17 protein-coding genes are annotated in these 20,291 nt (G+C 70.0%); 10 read left to right on the top strand and 7 right to left on the bottom strand.

The genetic code is table 11. The annotated features are described in order from the left end of the window. Positions 1 to 83: 83 nt before the first annotated feature. From MUB56_RS19825 to MUB56_RS19860, 8 genes are all read left to right on the top strand, one after another. Positions 84 to 1,823 carry a hypothetical protein gene (locus tag MUB56_RS19825; protein ID WP_244928732.1) on the top strand — a complete coding sequence of 580 codons (1,740 nt, stop codon included), beginning with the start codon at positions 84 to 86 and terminating at the stop codon, positions 1,821 to 1,823. Then, positions 1,820 to 3,508, top strand: coding sequence for a hypothetical protein (locus MUB56_RS19830; protein WP_244928733.1), 1,689 nt, complete (start codon positions 1,820 to 1,822; stop codon positions 3,506 to 3,508). Before MUB56_RS19825 ends, MUB56_RS19830 begins: the two co-directional genes overlap by 4 nt. Further along, positions 3,505 to 4,446 (top strand): class I SAM-dependent methyltransferase, encoded by a 942-nt coding sequence (locus MUB56_RS19835; protein ID WP_244928734.1) that lies wholly within the window; start codon positions 3,505 to 3,507, stop codon positions 4,444 to 4,446. Before MUB56_RS19830 ends, MUB56_RS19835 begins: the two co-directional genes overlap by 4 nt. 29 nt (positions 4,447 to 4,475) lie before the next feature. Beyond that, positions 4,476 to 5,432, top strand: coding sequence for a TauD/TfdA family dioxygenase (locus tag MUB56_RS19840; protein ID WP_244928735.1), 957 nt, complete (start codon positions 4,476 to 4,478; stop codon positions 5,430 to 5,432). Between the two features lie 410 nt (positions 5,433 to 5,842). Continuing rightward, positions 5,843 to 6,244 (top strand): hypothetical protein, encoded by a 402-nt coding sequence (locus MUB56_RS19845; protein ID WP_244928736.1) that lies wholly within the window; start codon positions 5,843 to 5,845, stop codon positions 6,242 to 6,244. A gap of 278 nt (positions 6,245 to 6,522) precedes the next feature. Continuing rightward, positions 6,523 to 7,137 carry an alpha-ketoglutarate-dependent dioxygenase AlkB gene (locus tag MUB56_RS19850; RefSeq protein ID WP_244928737.1) on the top strand — a complete coding sequence of 205 codons (615 nt, stop codon included), beginning with the start codon at positions 6,523 to 6,525 and terminating at the stop codon, positions 7,135 to 7,137. 36 nt (positions 7,138 to 7,173) lie between these two features. Continuing rightward, positions 7,174 to 7,659, top strand: coding sequence for a hypothetical protein (locus MUB56_RS19855; protein WP_244928738.1), 486 nt, complete (start codon positions 7,174 to 7,176; stop codon positions 7,657 to 7,659). Positions 7,660 to 8,041: 382 nt separating this feature from the next. After that, on the top strand, positions 8,042 to 8,791 hold the full coding sequence (locus MUB56_RS19860) for a hypothetical protein (protein WP_244928739.1): 750 nt from the start codon (positions 8,042 to 8,044) through the stop codon (positions 8,789 to 8,791). A 14-nt stretch (positions 8,792 to 8,805) separates the two neighbouring features. Here MUB56_RS19860 and MUB56_RS19865 read toward each other — a convergent pair whose 3' ends face one another. Genes MUB56_RS19865 through MUB56_RS19875 form a run of 3 tightly spaced genes read right to left on the bottom strand, consistent with a single transcriptional unit; the run spans position 8,806 to position 13,504 of the window. After that, positions 8,806 to 9,738 (bottom strand): aldo/keto reductase, encoded by a 933-nt coding sequence (locus MUB56_RS19865; protein WP_244928740.1) that lies wholly within the window; start codon positions 9,736 to 9,738, stop codon positions 8,806 to 8,808. Then, a complete protein-coding gene (locus tag MUB56_RS19870; RefSeq protein WP_244928741.1) occupies positions 9,735 to 11,066 on the bottom strand; it encodes an NtaA/DmoA family FMN-dependent monooxygenase in 1,332 nt (443 codons plus the stop codon). The genes MUB56_RS19865 and MUB56_RS19870 overlap by 4 nt, the downstream gene beginning before the upstream one ends. Next, positions 11,063 to 13,504 (bottom strand): AMP-binding protein, encoded by a 2,442-nt coding sequence (locus MUB56_RS19875; protein WP_348536698.1) that lies wholly within the window; start codon positions 13,502 to 13,504, stop codon positions 11,063 to 11,065. The genes MUB56_RS19870 and MUB56_RS19875 overlap by 4 nt, the downstream gene beginning before the upstream one ends. 154 nt (positions 13,505 to 13,658) lie before the next feature. Here MUB56_RS19875 and MUB56_RS25940 point away from each other — a divergent pair, with 154 nt between their 5' ends. Then, positions 13,659 to 14,966, top strand: a complete 1,308-nt coding sequence (locus MUB56_RS25940; RefSeq protein ID WP_280637316.1) for a hypothetical protein — start codon at positions 13,659 to 13,661, stop codon at positions 14,964 to 14,966. Between the two features lie 224 nt (positions 14,967 to 15,190). Continuing rightward, positions 15,191 to 15,373 (top strand): hypothetical protein, encoded by a 183-nt coding sequence (locus MUB56_RS19885; RefSeq protein ID WP_244928742.1) that lies wholly within the window; start codon positions 15,191 to 15,193, stop codon positions 15,371 to 15,373. 3 nt (positions 15,374 to 15,376) lie between these two features. On the opposite strand, the gene MUB56_RS19890 is transcribed toward MUB56_RS19885, so the two are convergent. The 4 genes from MUB56_RS19890 to MUB56_RS19905 are packed head-to-tail and all read right to left on the bottom strand — an operon-like array spanning position 15,377 to position 20,290. After that, on the bottom strand, positions 15,377 to 16,027 hold the full coding sequence (locus tag MUB56_RS19890) for a 4Fe-4S single cluster domain-containing protein (RefSeq protein ID WP_244928743.1): 651 nt from the start codon (positions 16,025 to 16,027) through the stop codon (positions 15,377 to 15,379). Then, positions 16,027 to 17,520 carry a hypothetical protein gene (locus tag MUB56_RS19895; RefSeq protein ID WP_244928744.1) on the bottom strand — a complete coding sequence of 498 codons (1,494 nt, stop codon included), beginning with the start codon at positions 17,518 to 17,520 and terminating at the stop codon, positions 16,027 to 16,029. The genes MUB56_RS19890 and MUB56_RS19895 overlap by 1 nt, the downstream gene beginning before the upstream one ends. Beyond that, entirely contained in the window at positions 17,517 to 18,536 is a 1,020-nt protein-coding gene (locus MUB56_RS19900; RefSeq protein WP_244928745.1) for a hypothetical protein, read from the bottom strand. Before MUB56_RS19900 ends, MUB56_RS19895 begins: the two co-directional genes overlap by 4 nt. Further along, positions 18,533 to 20,290, bottom strand: coding sequence for an Hsp70 family protein (locus MUB56_RS19905; RefSeq protein ID WP_244928746.1), 1,758 nt, complete (start codon positions 20,288 to 20,290; stop codon positions 18,533 to 18,535). Before MUB56_RS19905 ends, MUB56_RS19900 begins: the two co-directional genes overlap by 4 nt. Between the last annotated feature and the right edge of the window lies 1 nt (position 20,291).

The raw sequence follows: 20,291 nt of genomic DNA on the forward strand, positions 1-20,291 counted from the left end.
AACAGCCACCCCGCAGGGGAACGGGCGCGAAGCCCTCCCGAAACGCCCACCTCCACACCCTGCATTCCCCCTAGGATCCGCATGTGTCTGTCGACCGCGTGCCCGAATCCCAGCCCGGGGTGGACGACCCGCCCACGCCCGGCGCCTCGGGTGTCGACGGCTTCCGACTGGGCCGTGCCCTGCGCCTCGCGGCCCCCGGACTGCCACGGCAGGAGGCGCAGCAGGTGCTCGACCGGTTGCAGCAGCTGGAGAGCAACGAGCACCGCACGGACAGTGCGGCTCTGTCCCCCGAGGAGCGACGCAGCCTCTGGTCGCTCCGGGCGGCGCTCGCCGGGCGGCCCGAGCCAACGCCCGAGCAGTGGGCCCAGGTCCTGCGCCACTGGACCTGGCTGATCGACCACGCACCGGAACCGACCGGCCCGGGGACCAGTGCCGACCTGCTCCGAACCACCCGGGCCAATCCGGGAGACTCGGCCCCGATCGAGCGGGCAGTGCGCGCCCAGGCTGAGACGGTCGGCGTACCCGACGCCGACGTCGACGCGGCGGTCGGCCTGCTCACCCAACTGATCCGCCTGGACCAGCGCCCGCCCAGCCTGCGCGACTCGACCCGCGCAGCCCACGCCCTGGCGCCGACCGCAGGCCTGCCGCGCGAACTCGTTGACCTGCACACGGATGCGGCAGCCGCACGGCTGGCGATGCTGACCGCCACCCTCAGCCATGCGCACCTCGACGACCTCGAGACTGGAGGCCCCGACCTGGCGTCGGCGGAGGACCAGGCAGGCGCGGCGCCCCGCCTCGCCGGACCAGCCGATGCGCCCCACATCGTCGTGGCGGCGCCCGAGCTGGCGGCCCTCAACCTGGACATCCTCGACCGCGCCGACGGGCGCGAGATCGACCGACTCCGGGTCGGCTCGGCCCCGGATCCCCACAGCCTGTTCGGCGCCGCCGTCGCCCACTGGCTGCACCGCTCGGCAGAGCGACCGACTCGACGTGACCGGCGTGACGCGCGCACCTCCCAGCGTCTCGACGAAGCCCGACGCCTGCTGAAGCCCTCCGACTTCCCGAAGCAGTCCTCCAGCACCGTCGACGACGCGTACGCCGAACTCGACCGGGGTCACCGCTCGGCCATGTACGCCATGCAGATCGCCAACCGCGCCGAGGCATTGCCGCTGGACGTCTACACCACGGTGCAGCACGGAACGATGTCCGAGGCCCATGTGACAGCTGGATTCAACTACTTGCGGGGACTGCTGACTTCCCGCACGCTCAGCGGCATGTCGGCCCGACCCGCGACCCTGTTGACGGCGATCCGCCAGGTCACCCGGCACATGGAGCGCACCGCGCCCGAACGCTGGGGCGGTCACGAACGCGGTCGCACGGATCGCCGGGCCCACATGGGAGCGGTGTGCCTGGTGGCTCTCCAGGAGATCGACCGCGCCCGCCTCACGGCCGACCGCGAGGTCGCCGACCTCCTGTCCGACCTGCGCCCGACCGTCGACATCGCCACCGTCGGCGCCCTCGCGTCGTGGATGCGTCGCGAACGACTGCAGACCAGCGATCGCAACGCGCGGGTACCGCGGTCGGATGTGTGGCACGCCAGCGTCCAGCGGGCGGTCGTCCATCTGACGGCCTGCGGTGGCCGCATCGCTGCGGATCCCGACGCGGGCGCGTGCGCTCTCGACGCCGCGGCGACGCTCGACCAACTCGCCGGGCTTCTCGACGAGCTCGGTCCGCAACAGCCGGAGCACGACCTCGCACCGTCGATCGACCGACTCGGCGAGGTCAGCGCTCGACTTCGCGCGCGAGCCGTGACCACCCCATGACGACGATCGAGTTGCGGGGTGCACCACCGGGCGGAGCCGTCGCGTGGTGGCGGGCGCGCGAGCACTCCGCAGGTCCGGCCGGCGCGGTCACGATTCGCCTGTCCCAGACGGTCATCGTGCGCCTGGATCGCGCCGATCCCACCGTGCTCCTTGATCTCGAAGGGATCGCCGTCGCTGCGGACCTGGAACCTCGGGTCCGGGCGCTGGCGGCAGCCCTGTGGGGAAGCGATGTCGCTGCCACTGCCGGCGAGATCGCCTCGGTCGAGGACTCCGGCGAGAATCCGCTCCGTTCCTCGCTCCTGGAGTTGGTGGGCCTTGCCGCCGTCGTGGAGGGCAGCCTTCCGGCCCTGTGCTCGATCGACGTCGCCCGGCACGCCGACCTGGTCGCCGGCCAGTGCACCGACGCGGACCTGCGCGCCCTCGTGCGCTCGTTCGGGACCATGCACGCAGCGCGTGCAGCCCACGCCTGGGACCAATTGCCGTCGTCCGACGCTCTCGACCTGAACCCGGCCCAGGCCGCGCTGCTCGCAGACATCGGCCGGTGGATCGACGCCCAGATCGGCGGCGAGCGCGGCGCCTTCACGGCACCTTTTCCACAGCAAGCGGTGCCCACGAACACGACCCTTGACTGGTTGCTCCGAGGCGATCAGGTCGGCGTGCGGCGGGGACGGGGCTCGCGGCAGCACCCGGTGACCCTGGACGGCGAGCACCTCGGCTTCGTCGTGTCCGACTGCGTGCTCGAGCAGCGCAATGAGATCGCCACCATCACCGGAGGATGGCAGCCGCCCGACGGCTCCGCCTCACCGCCTCCCGTCGCCTGGGTGCGCGCGTTCACGCCGACGGGAGCGCTGATCTACGCAAGCCGGTGCGACTTCTCCGCTGACACGTTCGCTGCCGAGTTGGTGGTGGCAGGCGAGATCGACGAGGGCTTCGTCCTCGACCTGACGACAGACCTGATGGCCGACCCGTGGTCCGGTGCCGGTGGCAACGCCAATCGCGCCCGGACGCTCGCTGCGGCCGCGGCCAATCTCCAGACCACCGCCGTCGACTCCGAGGAGTGGTCGGTCGTCGGCGCCCTCTGGGAGCGCAGTGCCACGCTCTGGGGAGCCGCCGGCGACCAGGCTCGGCGCACGCTCGCCCTGGTCCACGGGCTGCGGGCCTATCGCGCGGCCGGCCCCCGCTACGCCGTCCGGATGGAGTCCCTCGAACACGCCGCGACGCTCGCCCTGACCCGTCTCGACCCGCGCTGGTCCCCGCCGGACCCGACGACGGCCGCCAGTGCCGATCCCCGCCACCTCCAGCGACTGCTCGCCACATCAGAGCTGGCCCCGGCCATCGACCAGTGGGTGCGTCAGCAGCTTGAGGGCATCACGGCGACCGTCCGTGAGTCCGCCGACGCGAACTCCGACCACCGCGACCTGGTCCGGCGCATTGAAGTCCTCGAACGGGCCACGGCGGCCGCAGGGGTCGGGCCGGCCCGGATGAACGCCCGCGTCGCCCTGGCTCGGTGGGCTGCCAGGGCCGGCCGCCGGCGGATGGCACTGCTCGTTCTGTACCCCCTCGTCATCCGCTACGACGAGCTCGACACCGTCGGACGACGTGAGTTCGCCGAGACGCAGGCGCTCCTGATCGGTCCGGTGAGCGAACCCGACCCGGACGACCCGGACGACGGTGGGACGACATGACCTCCCCCAGCACTCACGTCGCTGCCGATCGCCTCGTCACCCAGGCGCGGTCCCAGCTGGGCCTGTCCGACGGTGACCTTCGCGTGCTCGTGTCCGCCGCTCCGGGTTCGCGCTCCGGCGAGGACGATCGCCACTACCAGGCGCTCGCGAGTCTGGCTGACACCGTGCTCGAGCGCCGCCGCTACACCGAACAGGTCGTCAACGGCTTCTACACGAGCGCCCGACGGGGTGAGCGCGGTGAGGCGACCTTCGAAGGTGGCGTTGCGGCCCTGGACCTGCACGGCTATCCGAGCGAGGTGGTCGCGGCGTTGCCGAGTGAGGTCACCTCCCGGTTCCTGGGCCTCGGGAACGTCTGGGAAGGCCTCCCCTCACCGACAGGAATGAGGGTGGTCGACGTGGGCTGTGGTGCCGGGCTCGACCTGGCCGTCGGCGACGTGCTCGCTGGGAACGGCGTCGCCCTGGTCGGGGTCGACAAGAGGCCGGACCTGTTGCGGATCGCCGCCGCTGCCTGTCCCGACGCATCGCTGGTGGTCGGGGACGTCTTCTCCCCGCCGTTCACCGAGGGTGCGTTCGACGTCGTACTGGCGAACGGCCTACCTCCCCTGCAACGCCCGGTCTCGCTGGCCGCGACGGCTGCGACGCTGTGCTCACTCGCCGCACCCGGCGGCATCGTGTCGGCGACCGTCATCGTTGCCTCACCGCTCCTGATCCAGGACCTCGAGCACCGCTTCCCCGCCGATGAACCAGCCTTCGTGCGGGGCCTGGCGACACTGATGTCGGGCAAGCCGACCGACCATGACGTGGCGACGGCCTTCACCGGCACCGGCACCATTGTCGGGCTGCTCCACGGGAGCAACCCGTACCTCGACGAGTCCACCCGACGGCTCACAGCGATGGTCCACGTGACGGCCCACGCATCCCGAGGAGCTCAGCCATGATTTCGTTGGTGCCTGTCGAATCACCATCGATGTGGAGGCCGGAGGACTTCGCCGACGACTCCACCTGGTCCTTCGACCTCGACGACGATGCGCGTCAGGCCCTGGTCGAGCACGGTCGCGGCGCCGAGGTCGGCATCCTCGGCGAACGGATCGCCGATCAGTCGCGCCGGTGGTCGGACCTGCTGACCTCTGGCCCCGGCTTCGTTCGCCTGCGCGGCTTCCCCGTCGAGGTCCTCGACGCGGACGAGATCGAGCGCGCCTACCTGGGTCTCGCGTCGTTGCTCGGCACGCCCGTGGGCCAGGACCGGAACGACAACCTGATCACCCACATCCGCGACGAGCGCAAGCCACCCGGACCGGCCGTCCGGAAGTACCAGACGACCCAGAGCCAGGACTTCCACAGCGACGCCTCCGATGTCGTCGGCCTGTTGTGCCTTCGACCGTCCCGATCCGGCGGCCGATCGATGATCGTCAGCGCGCACGCCGTCTACAACGAGATGCTTCGCCGCGCACCCGATCTCGTCGCCGTCATGTACGAGACGATGCCCTGGAGCCGACACACCGAACAGCGCCCCGGAGAGCCGGCGTACTTCGAGCTGGCCCCCATCACCGAGGTCGACGGGATGCCCCGGATCTCGATGATCGGGTGGTACATCCGCCAGTCGCAGCATCACCCGACAGCGCCACGGCTCACGGCTGACCAACGCGCAGCCATCGACCTTGCCGAAGAGGTCACGAACAGTCCCGACCTCCGCATCACCATGGAGTTCCGCCCCGGAGACATCCAGCTGCTCAACAACACGACCGTCCTGCACGCACGCGAGTCGTACGTCGATGACCTTGCACCGGAGCTGCGACGCCACCTGCTCCGGGCGTGGGTGAGGCTGGAGAAGCCGGTCGCGAACGAAGTCCTTCGCGGACGTCCCGCCGCCGTAGCGTCGAGTCTCAGGACTTCGGTAACACGAGATGTCTCAGGACATCGGTAACACCTGACCCGGTGATCGTTCACGATGAGCGATGGCCAGAGATGGGGTTCCGGTGGGACCGGAGTTCGCTGCGCTTGTCGCCAGGGTTGCTGGTGGTGAGCGGGTCGACGTGCGGGCGCGACCAACCAGCCCCGTGGCCGGTGCAGATCATCACCGCGAAGGTCAGCGCCCGCGGCTGCATCGCATTGACAAGCACCTCTTCGGCGTCGGGCGCCGCCACTGCGGACGCGTCGGACCGTCATCCGCCAGCACCGCCAGGTCACCGTGTTCAGCACCAACCAACTCATCGCCGAAGTCACCCTCAGCGGCCAACGCGGCTACCAACGCCGCACCAACACCAAGCCACCCGCCGACGCCGTAGTGTCACCGATGTCCTGAGACATCACACGGCCCGCCGCCGTCGAGCCCGCATGACGGCCGACCCGAACGCCGCCCTCCTGGATCTCCTCGCGGCGGGGGCCACCGATGAGGAAGTCCTCGCGGCTGCGGCACGCCACGCAGTCGGCGACCAGACCTCGGAGCGCCTGATCCTCCGAGCCATCACCCGCACGGACTTCGCGCGGCTGGTCCCCGAGGTCACTGGGAGCGCGGACCGCTCCGCGTGGCTGGCGAAGGTGCAGGCCTGCGCGGACTGCCCGGACCTCGCCTCGGGCGAGGGGCCGCTGGAGTTCGAGAGACCGGCGAAGCGGCTCATCGCCGACGCCCTGGGGCGGGCGGCCTGGGTGAGCGACCCAGCGCCTCTCAGACAGCCGGAGCGCCGTGCAGCGAGAAGCGCGCGTGGGCCGATCTCCATGACACCGACTGGAGACTGATGCGTGGCGAACCTGCGTGGATCGGCTGGTGGAACAGCGCCGGCAAGGTCGTGGCTCCCGCCCTTCGGGGCTCGCTCCAAGTGCTGGGACCCGACTCGGAACCGACTGGTCGCAGGAGGTCGATCTCGACGATCCGCTCCGTGTTGCGTGACAGGCCTGGGCAATTCGCTGACCGTCGCGTCGCGGATCTGACCGTACATTCGATCCCGCGTGACAGTTGGTCAAAGTCCTGACCAATTGCCCCCGAGGGCACCCCGCGAGGCGCTACGTTCCCGGTCATGACGGACGCACTCGACGTGGTCGACGTTGTCGACGGGATCCAGTACTTCCCCGGCGTGGTCGATGCGGATCTCGTCGCGCAGGTCAGGAACGCGCTGATGCGCGCCGACCAGCACGCGGAGTGCGAGATCATCGTCGACGGCGAACGCCATCCGGCACCGCGCCTCGTGTCGTCCTTCTCGGACGTACCCCTCGGGCTCGACGGCATGGACGTGAGCCGAGTGTGGTCCGACGAGCTGGCCGACCTGCGCGACGTCGTGGCGAAGCGATTCGGCCTGAGTTTCAACTACGCGTTGGCCAACCTGTACCGCGACGGCGAGGACCACACCGGCTGGCACTCGGACAAGGCCAGCCTGCACGTGGACGACTCAAAGATCGCGATCGTCAGCTTCGGCGCCCCGCGCACCCTCTCGGTCCGTTCCTACGCCGCTCCGACCGACGTCCGGTCGGTGGTGATGGAGGAAGGGGCCGTCGTCGTCATGGACTTGGCAGTCCAGGCGACGCACGAACACACCGTGGTCCGCGAGGAGGCGACGGTCGGACCCCGGCTCAGCCTCACTCTTCGCGAGATCCGCATCTTCGACGAGTATCTCGTCGACGAACCCCAACTGTGACCGCAACCGGCGGTACCTATCGAAAGAAGGAAGAGCATGGCGTACACCGACAAGGTTCAGAGCTTCGTCGCCGACCCGTTGTGTGGATTCACCGCCGAGGAACTCCAGGAGCGGGTCTCCACCGACCTCGCCCAGGTCGCGTTGGCCCACCGGCCCGAAGGGTTCCTGATCGAGAAGTTCTGCACCGACCACGGCTACTCCGAGGCCGACGCCCTCAGCCTCTTCGAGGACGTCAAGAAGTTCCTCCTCCTCGGCAGCATCGTCGACGCCTCGCCGGCGCCGAGCTACCCGATCGACCAGATGTGGCACGCCTTCATCCTGTTCACCAAGGACTACGCGCTGTTCGGCGAGAAGGTCGGCGGCTTCATCCACCACCGCCCGCTCCCCTCGACCAGTGAGGCGCAGCCGCCGATCGAGCCCACCCTCGCGCTGATGACCGCCGCCTACGGCGAGCTGTCGGAGCAGCACTGGCCGGCGCCCCTCGGCGCCTTCGGCATCATGGACTGCAAGGCCGGCGTCTAGGCCCCAGTACCCGCAGGCCGGTCGTGCGGCACCAGCCGCACGACCGACCCAGGGGCATCCATTGTCTGAACCCCGAAAAGCCAGCACCGATCAGTGGACGCGGCTCGACGTCGACCCCCTCCTCGAATGGGACGAGGAACTCCTCGACCTCGACCCCTCGCCGCCGGACTCGCCCACCAGGGCCACTCGGGTCCTGCTGATCGGGCAGAGCCATGACCTCGAGCTGGTGTCCATCGCACGCAAACTCATTGACCGCGGCGCCTTTGTGCGTGTGTTGCTGGCCGACCGGATCGCATCGCAGCCCAGCCTGACCTGGCCCGCACCCGTCGAACACCTCCGCTTCGACGTGGGTCTGTGCCGGTCACACCGAGGCGATCAACCCGTGCACTACCACTACGACCGGACCCTTCGGCACCACCCGGAGTGGGCCGCCGTACCCCCGCTGGAACGGTCGTACGCCGGCGAGCAGCTCACGACGCTGTTCTGGGCGCTGGTCGGAAGGATCAAGGTCGATCGCTGGGTCAACGATCCGTGGGCCGTACGTGCCGCCGAGAACAAGTTGGTCCAGCTCGACGCCGCAGCGGCCTGTGGCCTGCGGACACCCCGAACGCTGGTGACCAGCAGTGCCGAGCAGGTGCGCGCCTGGGCCGCGCAGTCCACCACCCAGGTGGTCTCCAAGTCGCTCGACTCCCCCGTCGTGACCGTCAGTGATGCGTCGGCACGATTCCTCTACACCGCATCTGCAGATGCGGCGCCCGCAGAGGACCTCCCCTACCCCCACCTCTTCCAGGAGCGGATCGTCGCTGACGCGGAGCTCCGGATCACCGTGGTCGGGCGGCGGATGTTCGCTGCCCGGATCCGGCGAGGCAACGGCGACGACGTCGACTGGCGCCAGCGGACGCCCGGGCCGTCGGAGTTCGAGGCAACCAGCCTGCCCGACGGCCTTCGCACCTCCCTCGACCTGCTGATGCAGCGGCTCGGGCTCTCGTTCGGCGGTGTCGACATCCTGTGTTCGGGCGAGGACCACCACTTCCTGGAGGTCAATCCGTCCGGGGCCTTCCTCTGGCTCGAACGGTCCCTGGACATCCGCATCTCCGACACCGTGGTGCAACTGCTTCTGGCCGGAGGCTGAGGGGCAGCCTCGGATCAGTTCGTCCCCGCGCCATCCAGGAGCGCGCGGTCCTCGTCGTCCAGGCGGAGTCCGCCCACCTCGCGGAAGGCCTCGAGCTGGTCCGGCTGCGTGACGCTCGCCAGCGGCAGCACGACCGGAGGGCGGCCCACCAACCAGGCCAGGGCAGCCGCGGCCATCGAGACGTCGTGCCGGGCAGCGACCGACTCCAGCACGTCGAGCAGGTTCGCCATCCTGTGGCCGCGATAGCGCCGGGCGACCACCTGCTGACGGTGTCCGACCCGTTCGGTCGCATTCCGGAACTTGCCGGTGAGGAAACCCTGCGCCAGGGAACCCGTGCTCATCAGACCCAGCCCGCGCGAGACACACAGCCGGCCGAGCTCGCTGCTCTCGAAGGATCGATCGGCTAGATTGAACTCGGCCTGGACGACGTCGAGGGTGCCGTTGGGCAACTCCTCCGCAGCGCTCAGCACCGCTTCGAGGCGCTCGGTTGCGAACCCCGAGACGCCGACGCGATGGGCCCGGGCCCATCGCAGTGAACTCAACGTGTGGGCGATCTCGGGGGCCGGGGTCGTCGGATCGTCCGCATGCGCGAGAACCGCCTCGAACATCTCCACGCCGAGGCGATCGCGCGAGCGGTCGACGGCCGTGCGTACGGTCTCTGCACGCAGCCCCTCGCCCCCCGGGCACAGGCCGACCTTCGTGCAGATCTGCAGTTGGTCAGCGACGCCGTTGCGCCGGGCCCAGCGTCCGATGATGCTCTCGGAGTCGCCACCGACGTCGCGGCTCGCGTGCGAATAGCCGTCCGAGGTGTCGATGAACCGCCCGCCGATCTCGAAGAACCGGTCCAGGACCGCCTCTGACTCGCAGGGCGTGATCAGCCAGCCGAACACACTCCCACCCAGCCCGATCGGCACCGGACCGGTCGCCCGCAGCCCCACCTCGCTCATCGAGCGAGGTCCGTCGACCGGAATCGATCGGCCAGCACCCGATCGTCGTGGCCAGCGGGGAGGTGGCCTGACTTCCGCAACAGAGGAACGACCTCGTCGACGAACACCTGGAGGTCGTCCGGCAGGACGGCCGGCATCACGATGTAGCCGTCGGCCGCTCCGCGATCGACCCAGTCGCTCATCGCCTCGGCGACGGTCTCGGGCGAACCGACGACCAGCCGGTGACCACGGCTGGTGCTCATCCGGCGCACGACGTCGCGCACCGAATGGCGCCGCTCGTCGGCCATGTCCTTGATCACCCGGTAGTAGGTCTGGTTGCCGGCGACCGACTCCGGCACCGGGAGATCGGGCGCGAACGGGTCATCGAGCGCGAGCGACCCGGGATCCCAGCCGAGGCTTCGTTCGAGTTGGCGCAGGCCGTCGGTGAGGTCGAGCATCGAGTCGAGCTGCGCCAGGTAGTCCTCGGCCTCCTCGTCGGTGTCCCGGACCACGGGAATCAGGCCCGGCAGGAGGCGCACCGGGGTGCTCCGACCGGAGCGCCGCGCCAGGTCCTGGATCTCGGCCCGGAACCCCGCTGCTGCGTCGATCGTCGCCTGCACGGTGAAGACGACATCGGCCCGCGCCGCAGCCAGTGCCATGCCCGCCGGACTGGATCCTGCCTGGACGAGCAGGGGAACCCGTTGCGGCGACGGCGGGACATCGAGGGGCCCCCGGACGCTGAAGAACTCTCCGACATGGTCGATGGCACGAATCCGTGCAGGATCGGCCCACCAACCGGCACGGTCGCCGATGACGGCGTCGTCGTCCCAGCTGTCCCACAGCTTCAGGCACACCTCGACGAACTCCTCGCCTCGTCGATACCGCTCGCCGTGGTCGGGAATCGTGTCGAGGCCGAAGTTCTGGGCCGCCTCCTGTGTCGCGGACGTCACGATGTTCCACCCGATCCGACCGCCACTGAGGTGGTCGAGGGAGGTCAACCGACGCGCGACGTTGTACGGCTCGTTGAACGACGTCGAGAACGTGAGGACCACGCCGATGTGCTCGGTCGCCGCGATCGCGGCGCAGGCCAGCACCGACGGGTCGATGACTCCTGCGGGCCGCTCCCGTACGTCGGACCACAGGGCCATGCTGTCGGCGAGGAACACGGCATCGAACCCGCCCTCCTCGGCCAGTCGTGCCTGCGCGGCGAAGTGAGCGGGATCGGTGCCACCGCGCAGGTTCGAGCCCGGCAGCCGCCAGGAGGCACTGTGATAGCCGGTGGTCCCCATGAACATGCACAGACTCATCCGGTTGCCGTCCGTGCCCGCGGGTGTCTCCTCCACCTTCACCTCTCGATCGTTCGTTGGAGGCGGCTCGTGATCAGCTGCGCCACGATTGCGGCATGGGGAGGACGGAGCACGTCGAAGTGGCCGCAGTCGACCTCGTCGAATTTGGCGGTGGGGTGGCTCTCACGCACCCAGCCGATGTCGCTCAACAGGCGGTCACGGTCACCGGCGAGCACGACCAGCGCGGGACCACTCCACACCGGCGGTCGGTAGCCGACCATCTCAGCGTTGTTGGACGACAGCGTGCGCGCACGCTGCTCGAGCCACGACGGCGCCACGAACTCCAATGGTCCCGCCGCGCGCCGGACGACGTCATGCGCGGCAGCGACCGTGAGCGGTTCGCTCGGAAGGTGATCGGCGTAGCCGGCGTCGACAAGGATGCGTCGCAGCGCCCAGTCATCGGGGAGCTCGATTCCTGCCGTGGGAATCGCAGGATCGAGCAGGACGATGCCCGCCACCTCGACGCCCCTCTCTCCGAGGGCGCAGCAGACGGCCGAGGTGAGGACCCCACCGAACGAGTAGCCGACGAGGTAGATCGTGCGACCGCTGAACCCGCCTGCGATGGCCTCCGCGTAGTGGGCGGCCAGCGCATCCATCCCGGCAGACGCGATGACGGCCGTCGACGCCGCGTCCTGCTCAACTAGCGCGAGGGTGGTGCCCTCGGGAATCTCCTCCAGCACAGGGAAGTACCCCAGGCCCGTGCCGATGGCCGGCGGGAGGAAGACCACGACGTGGGGGCCATCGGCGGCGCGCACCACCCGAACCGGCCCTGCTGTGCGTCCTGCGTCCCGCAGCACCTCCCGTGCGATGGCCTCGATCTTGTTGCTCGCCCGGAGGTCGAGGCCGTCGATCTCGCAACCGAGCAGGCGACGGATGGCCTCTGCGGCCTGCACGCTGCGCAACGAGTCCAGTCCGACGTCACTCAGCGGGGTCTGCGCGTCGAAGTCGCTGTGGCCGAGGGCTTCGGCGATCCCGAGCGCCACGACGTACTCGATGCCGGTGGCGAAGCGGTCCTGGCTCGGACGGTTCACGACAGGGCTGGTCGAGGACAGGCTCGCGCGATCGACCTTCCCGGTCACCGTGCGCGGCAACCGCGGCACGATCACGACCCGGTCCGGAACGAGATGGCCAGCTACGTCGGTACGCAGGCGTGCCAGGATCTCCGATGGGTCGGCAACCGCGCCGGGACGAACCGACACGGCGGCATGCAGTGCCGTCATTCCGCTGGGAGAAGAGTCCACCCACGCAACGGCCTCGACGACCTGCGGCAGCGACTCGAGCGAGCAGGCGACGCCGTCGAGATCCACCCGCCGGCCCCGCACCTTCACCACGTGGCCCCGCCGACCGCGGAGGTGGAGCACGCCGTCGTCGTCGACCGTGACCAGGTCCTTGGTCCGGAACCATCGGCCCGGGCCGAATGCCGAGGCGGCAGCGTCCTGGTCGACGTAGCCGAGCGCGACCTGGCTTCCGCCGATCAGCAGCTCTCCGCCCTCGGCCGCACCCGGCTCACCCGCGTCGGCCTCGATGGTCCACTCCACTCCGGGAACGATGGTCCCGAGCGGGACGGGGTGCGGCAGGGGCTGACTGCTGGTGATCCGGTGGAAGGCCACGTCGCCGCTGACCTCCGTGGAGCCGTAGGAGTTGATCACCTCGGCATCCGGGCTGAAGCCGCGGACCTGCTCCACCCAGTCGGCGCGCAGCTCCTCGCCGCTGAAGATCCAGCGCCTGACTCCCGCCAGTGACCACCGATCGGCCGAGCTCGCCAGCACCGGAACAACGCTCGGTGTGGTCGTCACCTGTTCGATCCCGGATTCAGCGACGAAGCGCGCCAGCTGTCCGACGTCGTGCCGCGCATCTGGTGGGGCCACCACGAGTCGCTTGCCCGCAGCAACCGCGCCCAAGATCTCGGTGAGACTGTCGACGAACGCGATGCTCGCCCGCACCGCGCAGCGCCGGTGCTCACCGGCGAAGAACTCGTCGCGCCCCCACCTGATCCGGGTCGCCAGGCCCGCGCGCGATCCCAGCACGCCCTTCGGCCGGCCAGTGGAGCCCGAGGTGAACAGGATGTACTGCAGGTCGCCCGACGAATTGACCCCGCCCGGCGTCGGTTCGGGGCACGCCGCAATGCCGGAGGCGGAGAGCCGGGCTGCCGCCCTGCTGCGCACCGCCATCTCCTCCACCACCACCGCCGGGGTGGAGACGTCGACCGGCACGACCACCAGGTCGGCCGACAGCGCTGCCAAGAGAGCCAGGACGTACTCGTCGGTGAGGTCGAGGTGGAGCAGCACCCGATCCCCCGGACACAGGCCGGACTCGACCAGGCGGCGCGCTCGGTCCTCCACGGCATCCCACAGCGCATCGCCGCTGAGGACACGGTCGGCGTACTCGAGCTCGACGTGCGGTACCCCGAGCACCAGCTCGCGAAGCGGCACCGGCGTCACTCCTCAGCCTTGGCGAATGTCGCCGACAATCTAGTGGCGCAGCCGCGTCGTCAGGGCGGTTGCGTGACAGTTGGCGGAACTGCCCCTCCGGTGCCGTGCGAGGACTACGATCGGGCCGCCACAATGTCGACGGCCAACAGGGGGTGAGCTGGCGATGCCCTTGCAGTTCGACGCATGGCCGGCCCAGCTCGTCGACAGATACGTCCGCAGCGCCCGCGCCCTGTGTGACGAGAACAATCGCCTCACGCCGGCGCAACTCAACGATCTCGAACGACTGGCCGGGCTCGTCGACCTGACGGACTGGCACGACGACGAAGTGCGCGGCTTCATGTTGCACGTGCTCGAGACCGCGGGCCTCGCGATCGCCGAACCAGCGCCCGAACCCACGCCGGTGGCTGCGCCCGAACCGACGCCGGAACCTGCACCTGCACCTGCACCTCCACCCGCCAAGTCACGTTCGACGGCCCCGCGTGAAGCCAGCGCGCTCCCGGCCCTGAAGCCAGCGCCCAAGCCGAGCGGCGCGCCACTCTGCCCGGGCCCAGGTGGGATCGTCGTCGCCCTCGACGTGGCTGGCGGTCACGGAGGCGTGTCGACCGCGACGTCCCTCGAGAAGCGCGGCGGCACCGACGTCATCTGCTATCGGGGCAACTGGGGCGTGCAGGCCTCGGGAAGGCTCTGGCACCGCCCCAGTGGCGAGACCATCGACTTCCCCGATCGGGTGCTGCACATTGCCCGCACCAGGCACGGCCACCGTCACGCCCTAGTCACTGCGAGTGGCGAGGTGTGGCTCGAGAGCACCGGCAGCCTGTGGCGAGGCTTCCGCCGGGTGCAAACCGACCCGAGCCTGGGCCACCTCGTCGGGGTAGCCATCGACAGCTTGGAACTGATGACCGTGGACACCGACGGTTGGGTGACCTCCCTGACCGTGCCGGAGACCACTCCCCCCGGCCCCGGCGCCTCCGTCAGGCTCCGCACTGTCCACCGCCATCGGATCGCTGGGGCAACCCAGGTGTCGTCGGGTGCCGGCATCCGCATGGTGATGACGAACGCGGGTGTCGCGCACGTCGGTGACGGAATCCGCTGGCCCGCCTTCGGCTCTCGCCCGAAGCCCCCGCGAAGTCGCCGCCTCGCCTGGGCGCAGCGGCTGCCGGCGCTGCGACAGCTCGGCCAAGGGGTGAATGCGATCGACTGGACGGGCAGCCTCATCACCGTGTACAGCCCGACGCACGCCACGCCCGACACCTCCGGACGAAAGGTCCGGCTCCTGCGCGGTGACACGGCCCTGACCACCGACGGAGTTCTGCTCCGTCGCCCGCCAGGGGGCCGGTTCGCACCGCTGCTGGACCACAAGCTCGCCGACGTCATCGACATCGACGGCCATGGCGAGGGCGTCATCGTCGTGACGAAGGACCCCGATGCCCTGTGCGCTGCCTTCGATCAGCTCGCTCCGGGAGCGACATGAGCGACCTGCTGCGCCTCATCAAGATCACCCACCAGCGCACCGTCGTGGGTTGAGGTCCCGGCCGGCGGCGGCGCGAGCGAGGAGTACGACATTTGGAGGCCCCACGAACGCTGGGAAGCGCAGTTGTCGTGGCGCAAGAGCGGCATCCGGATCGAGGTGGGTCCCTACCAACTCGACGCCGAACCCGTCGGGCAGCCGAACGCTCTCCTGGTCCGCGGAGCACGGTGGCACCTCCGCCCTGCACGTCCGGCTCCTACGTGTGGGACGAGAGCGACACCTGGCGACTGGACTCCGACCTCGTCGGCTACCGCTCGAAGACGCGCATCGTGCTGCAGACCTGTGAGCGGTACGGCGACGAGAACGGCGCTGGGTTGGACGGACGTCCGGGCCGCCTGACCGTTCGCTGAGTCTCAGCGCCAGTGGCGGGAGTTGAGTTCGTGACCCCGGGCCGCCAGTCGCTCGCGGAGGCTAGTCATCAGGCCGGGCTCAGGGATGCCGATGAGCGTGAGTTCGTGGTTGCTCGACGACAGTCGCAACTCGATCTTGCCCGGTCGGCCACCGAGCGCAGACTCCTCGTCGACCGCATCGGTCAGGCGCAGGATCCGCTGGTTGCGTGACCCGCGATAGCCGACGCCACCGGCCTGGTCCTCGGCGAAGGGCCCGTCGACCAGCACATCAGTCAAAGCGAGCATGGTCAGCAGGTCGTCGTCCCCTTCGGCGACCAGGTCCTCGATGGAGCGCCCGGTGTAGACCCAGGTGGTGCGCCCCCGCTCGCGTGCGGCCGCGAGCAGCCGGGCCACCGCCGCCGGTTGCTCGGTCGGCTCGCCGCCGCTGACCGTCAGCTGGGCGTCCTGGTCGGCGAGCAGTTCGTCGGCCAGCTCCGCCGGATCGACGAGCCGGCCACCTGCGCGCCAACTCTCCGGGACGATGCAGCCGGCGCAGTGGATGGTGCAGCCCTGGACCCAGACGACTGAACGCCGCCCCGGACCCAGGGTGTCGACGACGTCGAGAGCGGTGTGGCCGATCCGGAGCAGGCCCGGACCCGGTGCCTCGGGCGTCATCAGCCCGGGGTCTGCGTCCGGGTCTGTGTCTGCGTCTGGGTCTGCGTCCGGGTCCGTCCGCCCGTTTCGGTGCCGGTCGCATGGCCCCAGTCGGTGACCTTCCAGTCGATGCCGCGCGCCGCCAGCTTCTTCTGCAGGTCGCGGATCACGGTGGCGCAGGCGGTGTCTCCCTCGTCGGCCTTCACCTCGAAGTCGACCTCCCCGTCGAGCGGGATCTCGATCTCGAAGTCGCCGCGACCCGTCTCGCTCGACGTCTGGCCGCTGATCTTCAACGCCTGGTCGCGGGTGCCGTCCTCGCAGGACGTCTCGAAACCCAGCTCCTCGAGCACGTCCATCACGGCGTCGCCGATCTCGGCCCGTCGCACGTCTTGTGCGAGCGTCTCCGCTGCATCCGCAACCGCGGCGTCCAGAGCCGTTCCGGCCTGTCCGGCGAGCGCGACTGCCCGGTCGAAGTCGCCGGCGGCGATGGCGGCGTCGACCGCGGCCGCAGCAGTTCGCGCAGCCGTCAGAGCAGCGGAGTCCGCTGCCCACTCGCGCAACACCTCTTCGTCGGCACCGCCGATCACCGCAGCCAACTCTGAGGCGGCAGCCGACGCCCGGGCCAGACCCTCGTCGTGTCGACGCTTCGCCTCGGCCGCCTCTTCAGCGACCTTGCCGGTCTCGGAGGCAATGGCCTTGACGCCCGAGTGCACGTCGGCGAACCTGCCAGCCGCGAGCGCGCGACCTGCTTCCTCGACCGACTGCGCCAACCGAGCACGGCGGTCCGGCAGGAACTGGTCGACCACCGCGCCATCGAGCGCATCGACGGCGATCGTCGCCTCCTGCAACGCCTCCACGGCGGCCCGACGGGCCTGCTCGACGATGCGCTGTGCCTCTTCTGCAGCCTTGCGTCGCTCCTCGACCGCTCGCCTGGCCTTGTCGGCCTGGCCGAGCGCCTGCTGCCCTGCGGCGAGCGCGGCGTGCGACACCTCCAGCGCCGCGGTCGCCTGGACGCGCGCGTGTTCCCTCGCGGCCGCTGCCCGCTGCGCGACCGCCGCCGCATCGTCGAAGGCACGGCCGGCGGCCGTGGCCGACGCCATCTCCTGGCTCAGGTAGTGTCCGCCGCTGCCGGACAGACTCGCCCGTGCGGCGTCGTACTGCTTCTGCGCACGGGCGTGCGCGGCACCGGCTTCACCCGCCAGCTTGGCGATCTCGGAGACCTGCTTGCCGAGGTCGGTACGGCGACTCGCCACGTCCCGGATTCGTTCCCGCGCCGCCTTGGCCGTCAGCAGCGCCCGCCGCGCCTCCGGGCTGCCGGTCGCAGCGAGCTCCTTCTCGAGCGCGCCGAGTTGGTCCTCGAGTCCCCGCGCCTTCTGCGCTTCCTCGGCCAACTGGTCGGCCAGCGCCCGGATCGTTCCGTCCTGCGCCTTGCCGATCGTCTCGGCAACGGTCTGAGCGGTGCGGGCCGCCTGGTCCAGCGCCGACTGCACGTCGGCACGCTTGGGTCCACTCATCGGGCTCTCCTCTTGTTGTCGAACCGGGAGTCCATCTCGTCCACCGGCAGCCCGGCATAGATCTGACGGATCTGTTCGCGCAGGGCGCGAGCGGCGTCGCCGACGGGCGAGCGCTCCAGATCGGTCAGACGCGACTCATCGGCCTTGAACTCCTCCTGGAGCGCCGTACGCCGCTCCTCGAGCGCGGCCAACTCGCCACGCACCATGACGATGTCGCGCTGCAGGGCCTCGAGCTCGCCACGCGTCCGGTCCAGGCGGCGCGACAGGGTGGCCGACTCGTCGGTCAACGAGCCGTGTTCCTGCTCGGCCTGCGCCGCCTCGCGGCGCAGTCGTTCCACCCCGGTCAGGGCCTCGTCCCGGGCCCGGATCGCTGCCGCGACGAGCTCTTCGGTCTGTTGCCGGTCGGTCTGGAGGCGTTGCGACTCCCCAAGCAGGGCGTCGCGGTGCGCAGCGCGTTCGGCCGGCACGTAGTCGTCCAGTCGTGCCCGCAACGTCTCGAGCCGTGCGATCTCCCATTCGAGATCGCTCATCTCCTGGAACTCCTCGTCGAGTTGCTCGGCGCGCAGCTCGTTGCGCCGGGCCTCCAGCCTGGTGACCTCGATGGCCAGGTCGAAGCCGTCCTCACGACGCCGGTCGAGCTCGGCCACGTTCGAACGCAACTGGGACACGAGACCGGCCAGACCGCTCGCTCGCCGGTTCAGAGCAGGGCCCGCATCGGCCAGCAGGTACGCGCGCACCTGGTCGTCGTCGAAGACCTCAGGCCGGGACGCGAGCACACACAGGAGGTAGTCGGCCAGCGGGCCGCCGTCGGCCTTCAAATGGTCGAGCAGGTCGTAGCACTCCTGGAGAGCCAGGGCGCTCACGGCGTCCTGCAACGCCTGCGGATCCGCCGACACCGCCTGGGTGATGGGGAACCAGGCGTCCCATTCGAGTCGCCTGCCGGCCCGCAGCACACCGTGCAGGATCGCGGTAAGCTCGCTCGTCAGGTTGGTGTCCTGACTGCTCGTCGACGTCATGACGTGACCTTCCCTCGCCGCACCCTGTCAACCGCTGCCTTCAGGTCGTCGGGGCTGACCACTTGAACCGACTCCTTGTCCTCAATGCCCGCATCCACGGTGAGCGTGACCCGTCGCGACCGCTCCCGCGCGAGCCGGCCCAGGACCGTCTCGCTGACCCCGTCCTCGCGCACCAGGTGCACGGTCAGGACCCCGTCGGTGTCAGCCGTCAAGACCACCGATGCCGACACACTCGATTCGCTCGCGAAGCGCGGCAGCGACCACTCCTGCTTGAAGGGATGGTGCGGGTCGTCGAACACCCACACGCTGAAGTCGGCGCTGTGACCCGCCGGGATCTCCACGGCCCCGATCAGCGTGGCACTGTCGGCCTCCGTCGGGAGCCGAGAGCCGCGCGCCAGCATCGGCGAGACCGCGACCGTCCGCTCGCCCGCGACCAGGTCGAGGACCTTCGCGATCGGCTGCGACACCTCGACGCCGAGGCCGATGTCGTAGAGCAGGCGTTCCTCGACCGTCACCACGTCGCTCGCGACCAGGGCGGCGCCGAGCGCGACTGCCTGGTCGACCCGCGCGTCGTTGAGGACGATCCGGCCGAGCACCGTCGCGACGTCCTTGACGACGTCGGCGAGGACCGGTTCGACGATCTCGTCGGCGACACCGGCAATCCGGCTGCCGCCGCCCGCGAAGACCACGCCGTACGGGAGATCGGCGGCCTCCTGGAGCCCCAGAAACTGGCGCACCAGGTCACGACCCGATGCGTAGAAGGGCTCGAGGACGGTCAGAAACTCGTCGTGGGTGAACTGGACCCTGAGCGCTTCACCGTCAGGCATCTCGAAGTGGTTCCTGAACGGGCGCGGCGTCAGGTTCCGGCTCGCCGCAGCAGCCAGGTGCGTCGAGGCCTTGCGCACCAGCTCCTGCGCGCCCAGGAACCAGGCCCGGGCCCAGGCCGATTCGTCACCGCCCACGAGGGTCAGCAACTCACCGGGGTCGGTCGGCAACGTCGTGCCCAGGTCGGCATTGGCCTGGGTGGCGACGCGCGCCATGACCAGCGCGGTGGCGAAGTCACCAGCGAACTCGTGGTTGATCGCGTCGACCACCACCAGCGGGTCCGACTCCGCCCCCACTCGGACCAGGCTCAGGTCGAAGGTCCCGCCACCGATGTCGACGACCAGAACCGTGCGTCCCTGGAAGTCGTCGCCGGCTCCGGTGTCGCCGCGCCGTGCGGCCCACAACCAGTAGCTGGCCGCCGCGACGGGCTCGCTCAAGGTGAGCTCACGCACCTTGAGGTTGGTGCCGTTGGTGGTCGCCAGCGAGGCGGCCGCGCGCGTTGCCACGCACTTCTCCGGGTTCTCGCGACGCCAGCCGTGGGGGACGGTCACGACCACCGATTCGACCTCGAGGCCACCGACGCCGTCGGCGATGTGGCCCACGACGTACTCGACCAGCCAGGTGGTCAGCTGCTCCGGGGTGACCCTGGTGCTTCGCTTGCTCCCGCCGATGGCGAGCTCACCCAGGACGACCTCATTGCCCATCGCCAGCTTCCAGCGCCGGAAGGAGGCGGCCGGGTCGAACTCCGGGTCAGCCCACTCGTCAAGAGCGGCCTGGCCGACGGTACGCCGCCCGCCGAGCTCGTCGACGTACATCACTGACGGCACCAGCACCGAGTTCTCGATGTGGTGCGCGACGGCTTCGCCCTGCTCGTTGACGTAGGCGGCAACGGTGTTCGACGTACCGATGTCGATACCGACATGGACCATG

The sequence above is a fragment of the Nocardioides sp. W7 genome, assembly GCF_022919075.1.
Lineage (GTDB): Bacteria > Actinomycetota > Actinomycetes > Propionibacteriales > Nocardioidaceae > Nocardioides.

Bases quoted from the DNA above. Each gene is read 5' to 3' on its own strand.
- MUB56_RS19890 (WP_244928743.1), bottom strand. From the start codon at position 16,027: ATGACGCCCGAGGCACCGGGTCCGGGCCTGCTCCGGATCGGCCACACC.
- MUB56_RS19895 (WP_244928744.1), bottom strand. From the start codon at position 17,520: ATGAGTGGACCCAAGCGTGCCGACGTGCAGTCGGCGCTGGACCAGGCG.
- MUB56_RS19865 (WP_244928740.1), bottom strand. From the start codon at position 9,738: ATGAGCGAGGTGGGGCTGCGGGCGACCGGTCCGGTGCCGATCGGGCTG.
- MUB56_RS19855 (WP_244928738.1), top strand. From the start codon at position 7,174: ATGGCGTACACCGACAAGGTTCAGAGCTTCGTCGCCGACCCGTTGTGT.
- MUB56_RS19845 (WP_244928736.1), top strand. From the start codon at position 5,843: ATGACGGCCGACCCGAACGCCGCCCTCCTGGATCTCCTCGCGGCGGGG.
- MUB56_RS19850 (WP_244928737.1), top strand. From the start codon at position 6,523: ATGACGGACGCACTCGACGTGGTCGACGTTGTCGACGGGATCCAGTAC.
- MUB56_RS19905 (WP_244928746.1), bottom strand. From the start codon at position 20,290: ATGGTCCATGTCGGTATCGACATCGGTACGTCGAACACCGTTGCCGCC.
- MUB56_RS19900 (WP_244928745.1), bottom strand. From the start codon at position 18,536: ATGACGTCGACGAGCAGTCAGGACACCAACCTGACGAGCGAGCTTACC.
- MUB56_RS19840 (WP_244928735.1), top strand. From the start codon at position 4,476: ATGTGGAGGCCGGAGGACTTCGCCGACGACTCCACCTGGTCCTTCGAC.
- MUB56_RS19830 (WP_244928733.1), top strand. From the start codon at position 1,820: ATGACGACGATCGAGTTGCGGGGTGCACCACCGGGCGGAGCCGTCGCG.
- MUB56_RS19835 (WP_244928734.1), top strand. From the start codon at position 3,505: ATGACCTCCCCCAGCACTCACGTCGCTGCCGATCGCCTCGTCACCCAG.
- MUB56_RS25940 (WP_280637316.1), top strand. From the start codon at position 13,659: ATGCCCTTGCAGTTCGACGCATGGCCGGCCCAGCTCGTCGACAGATAC.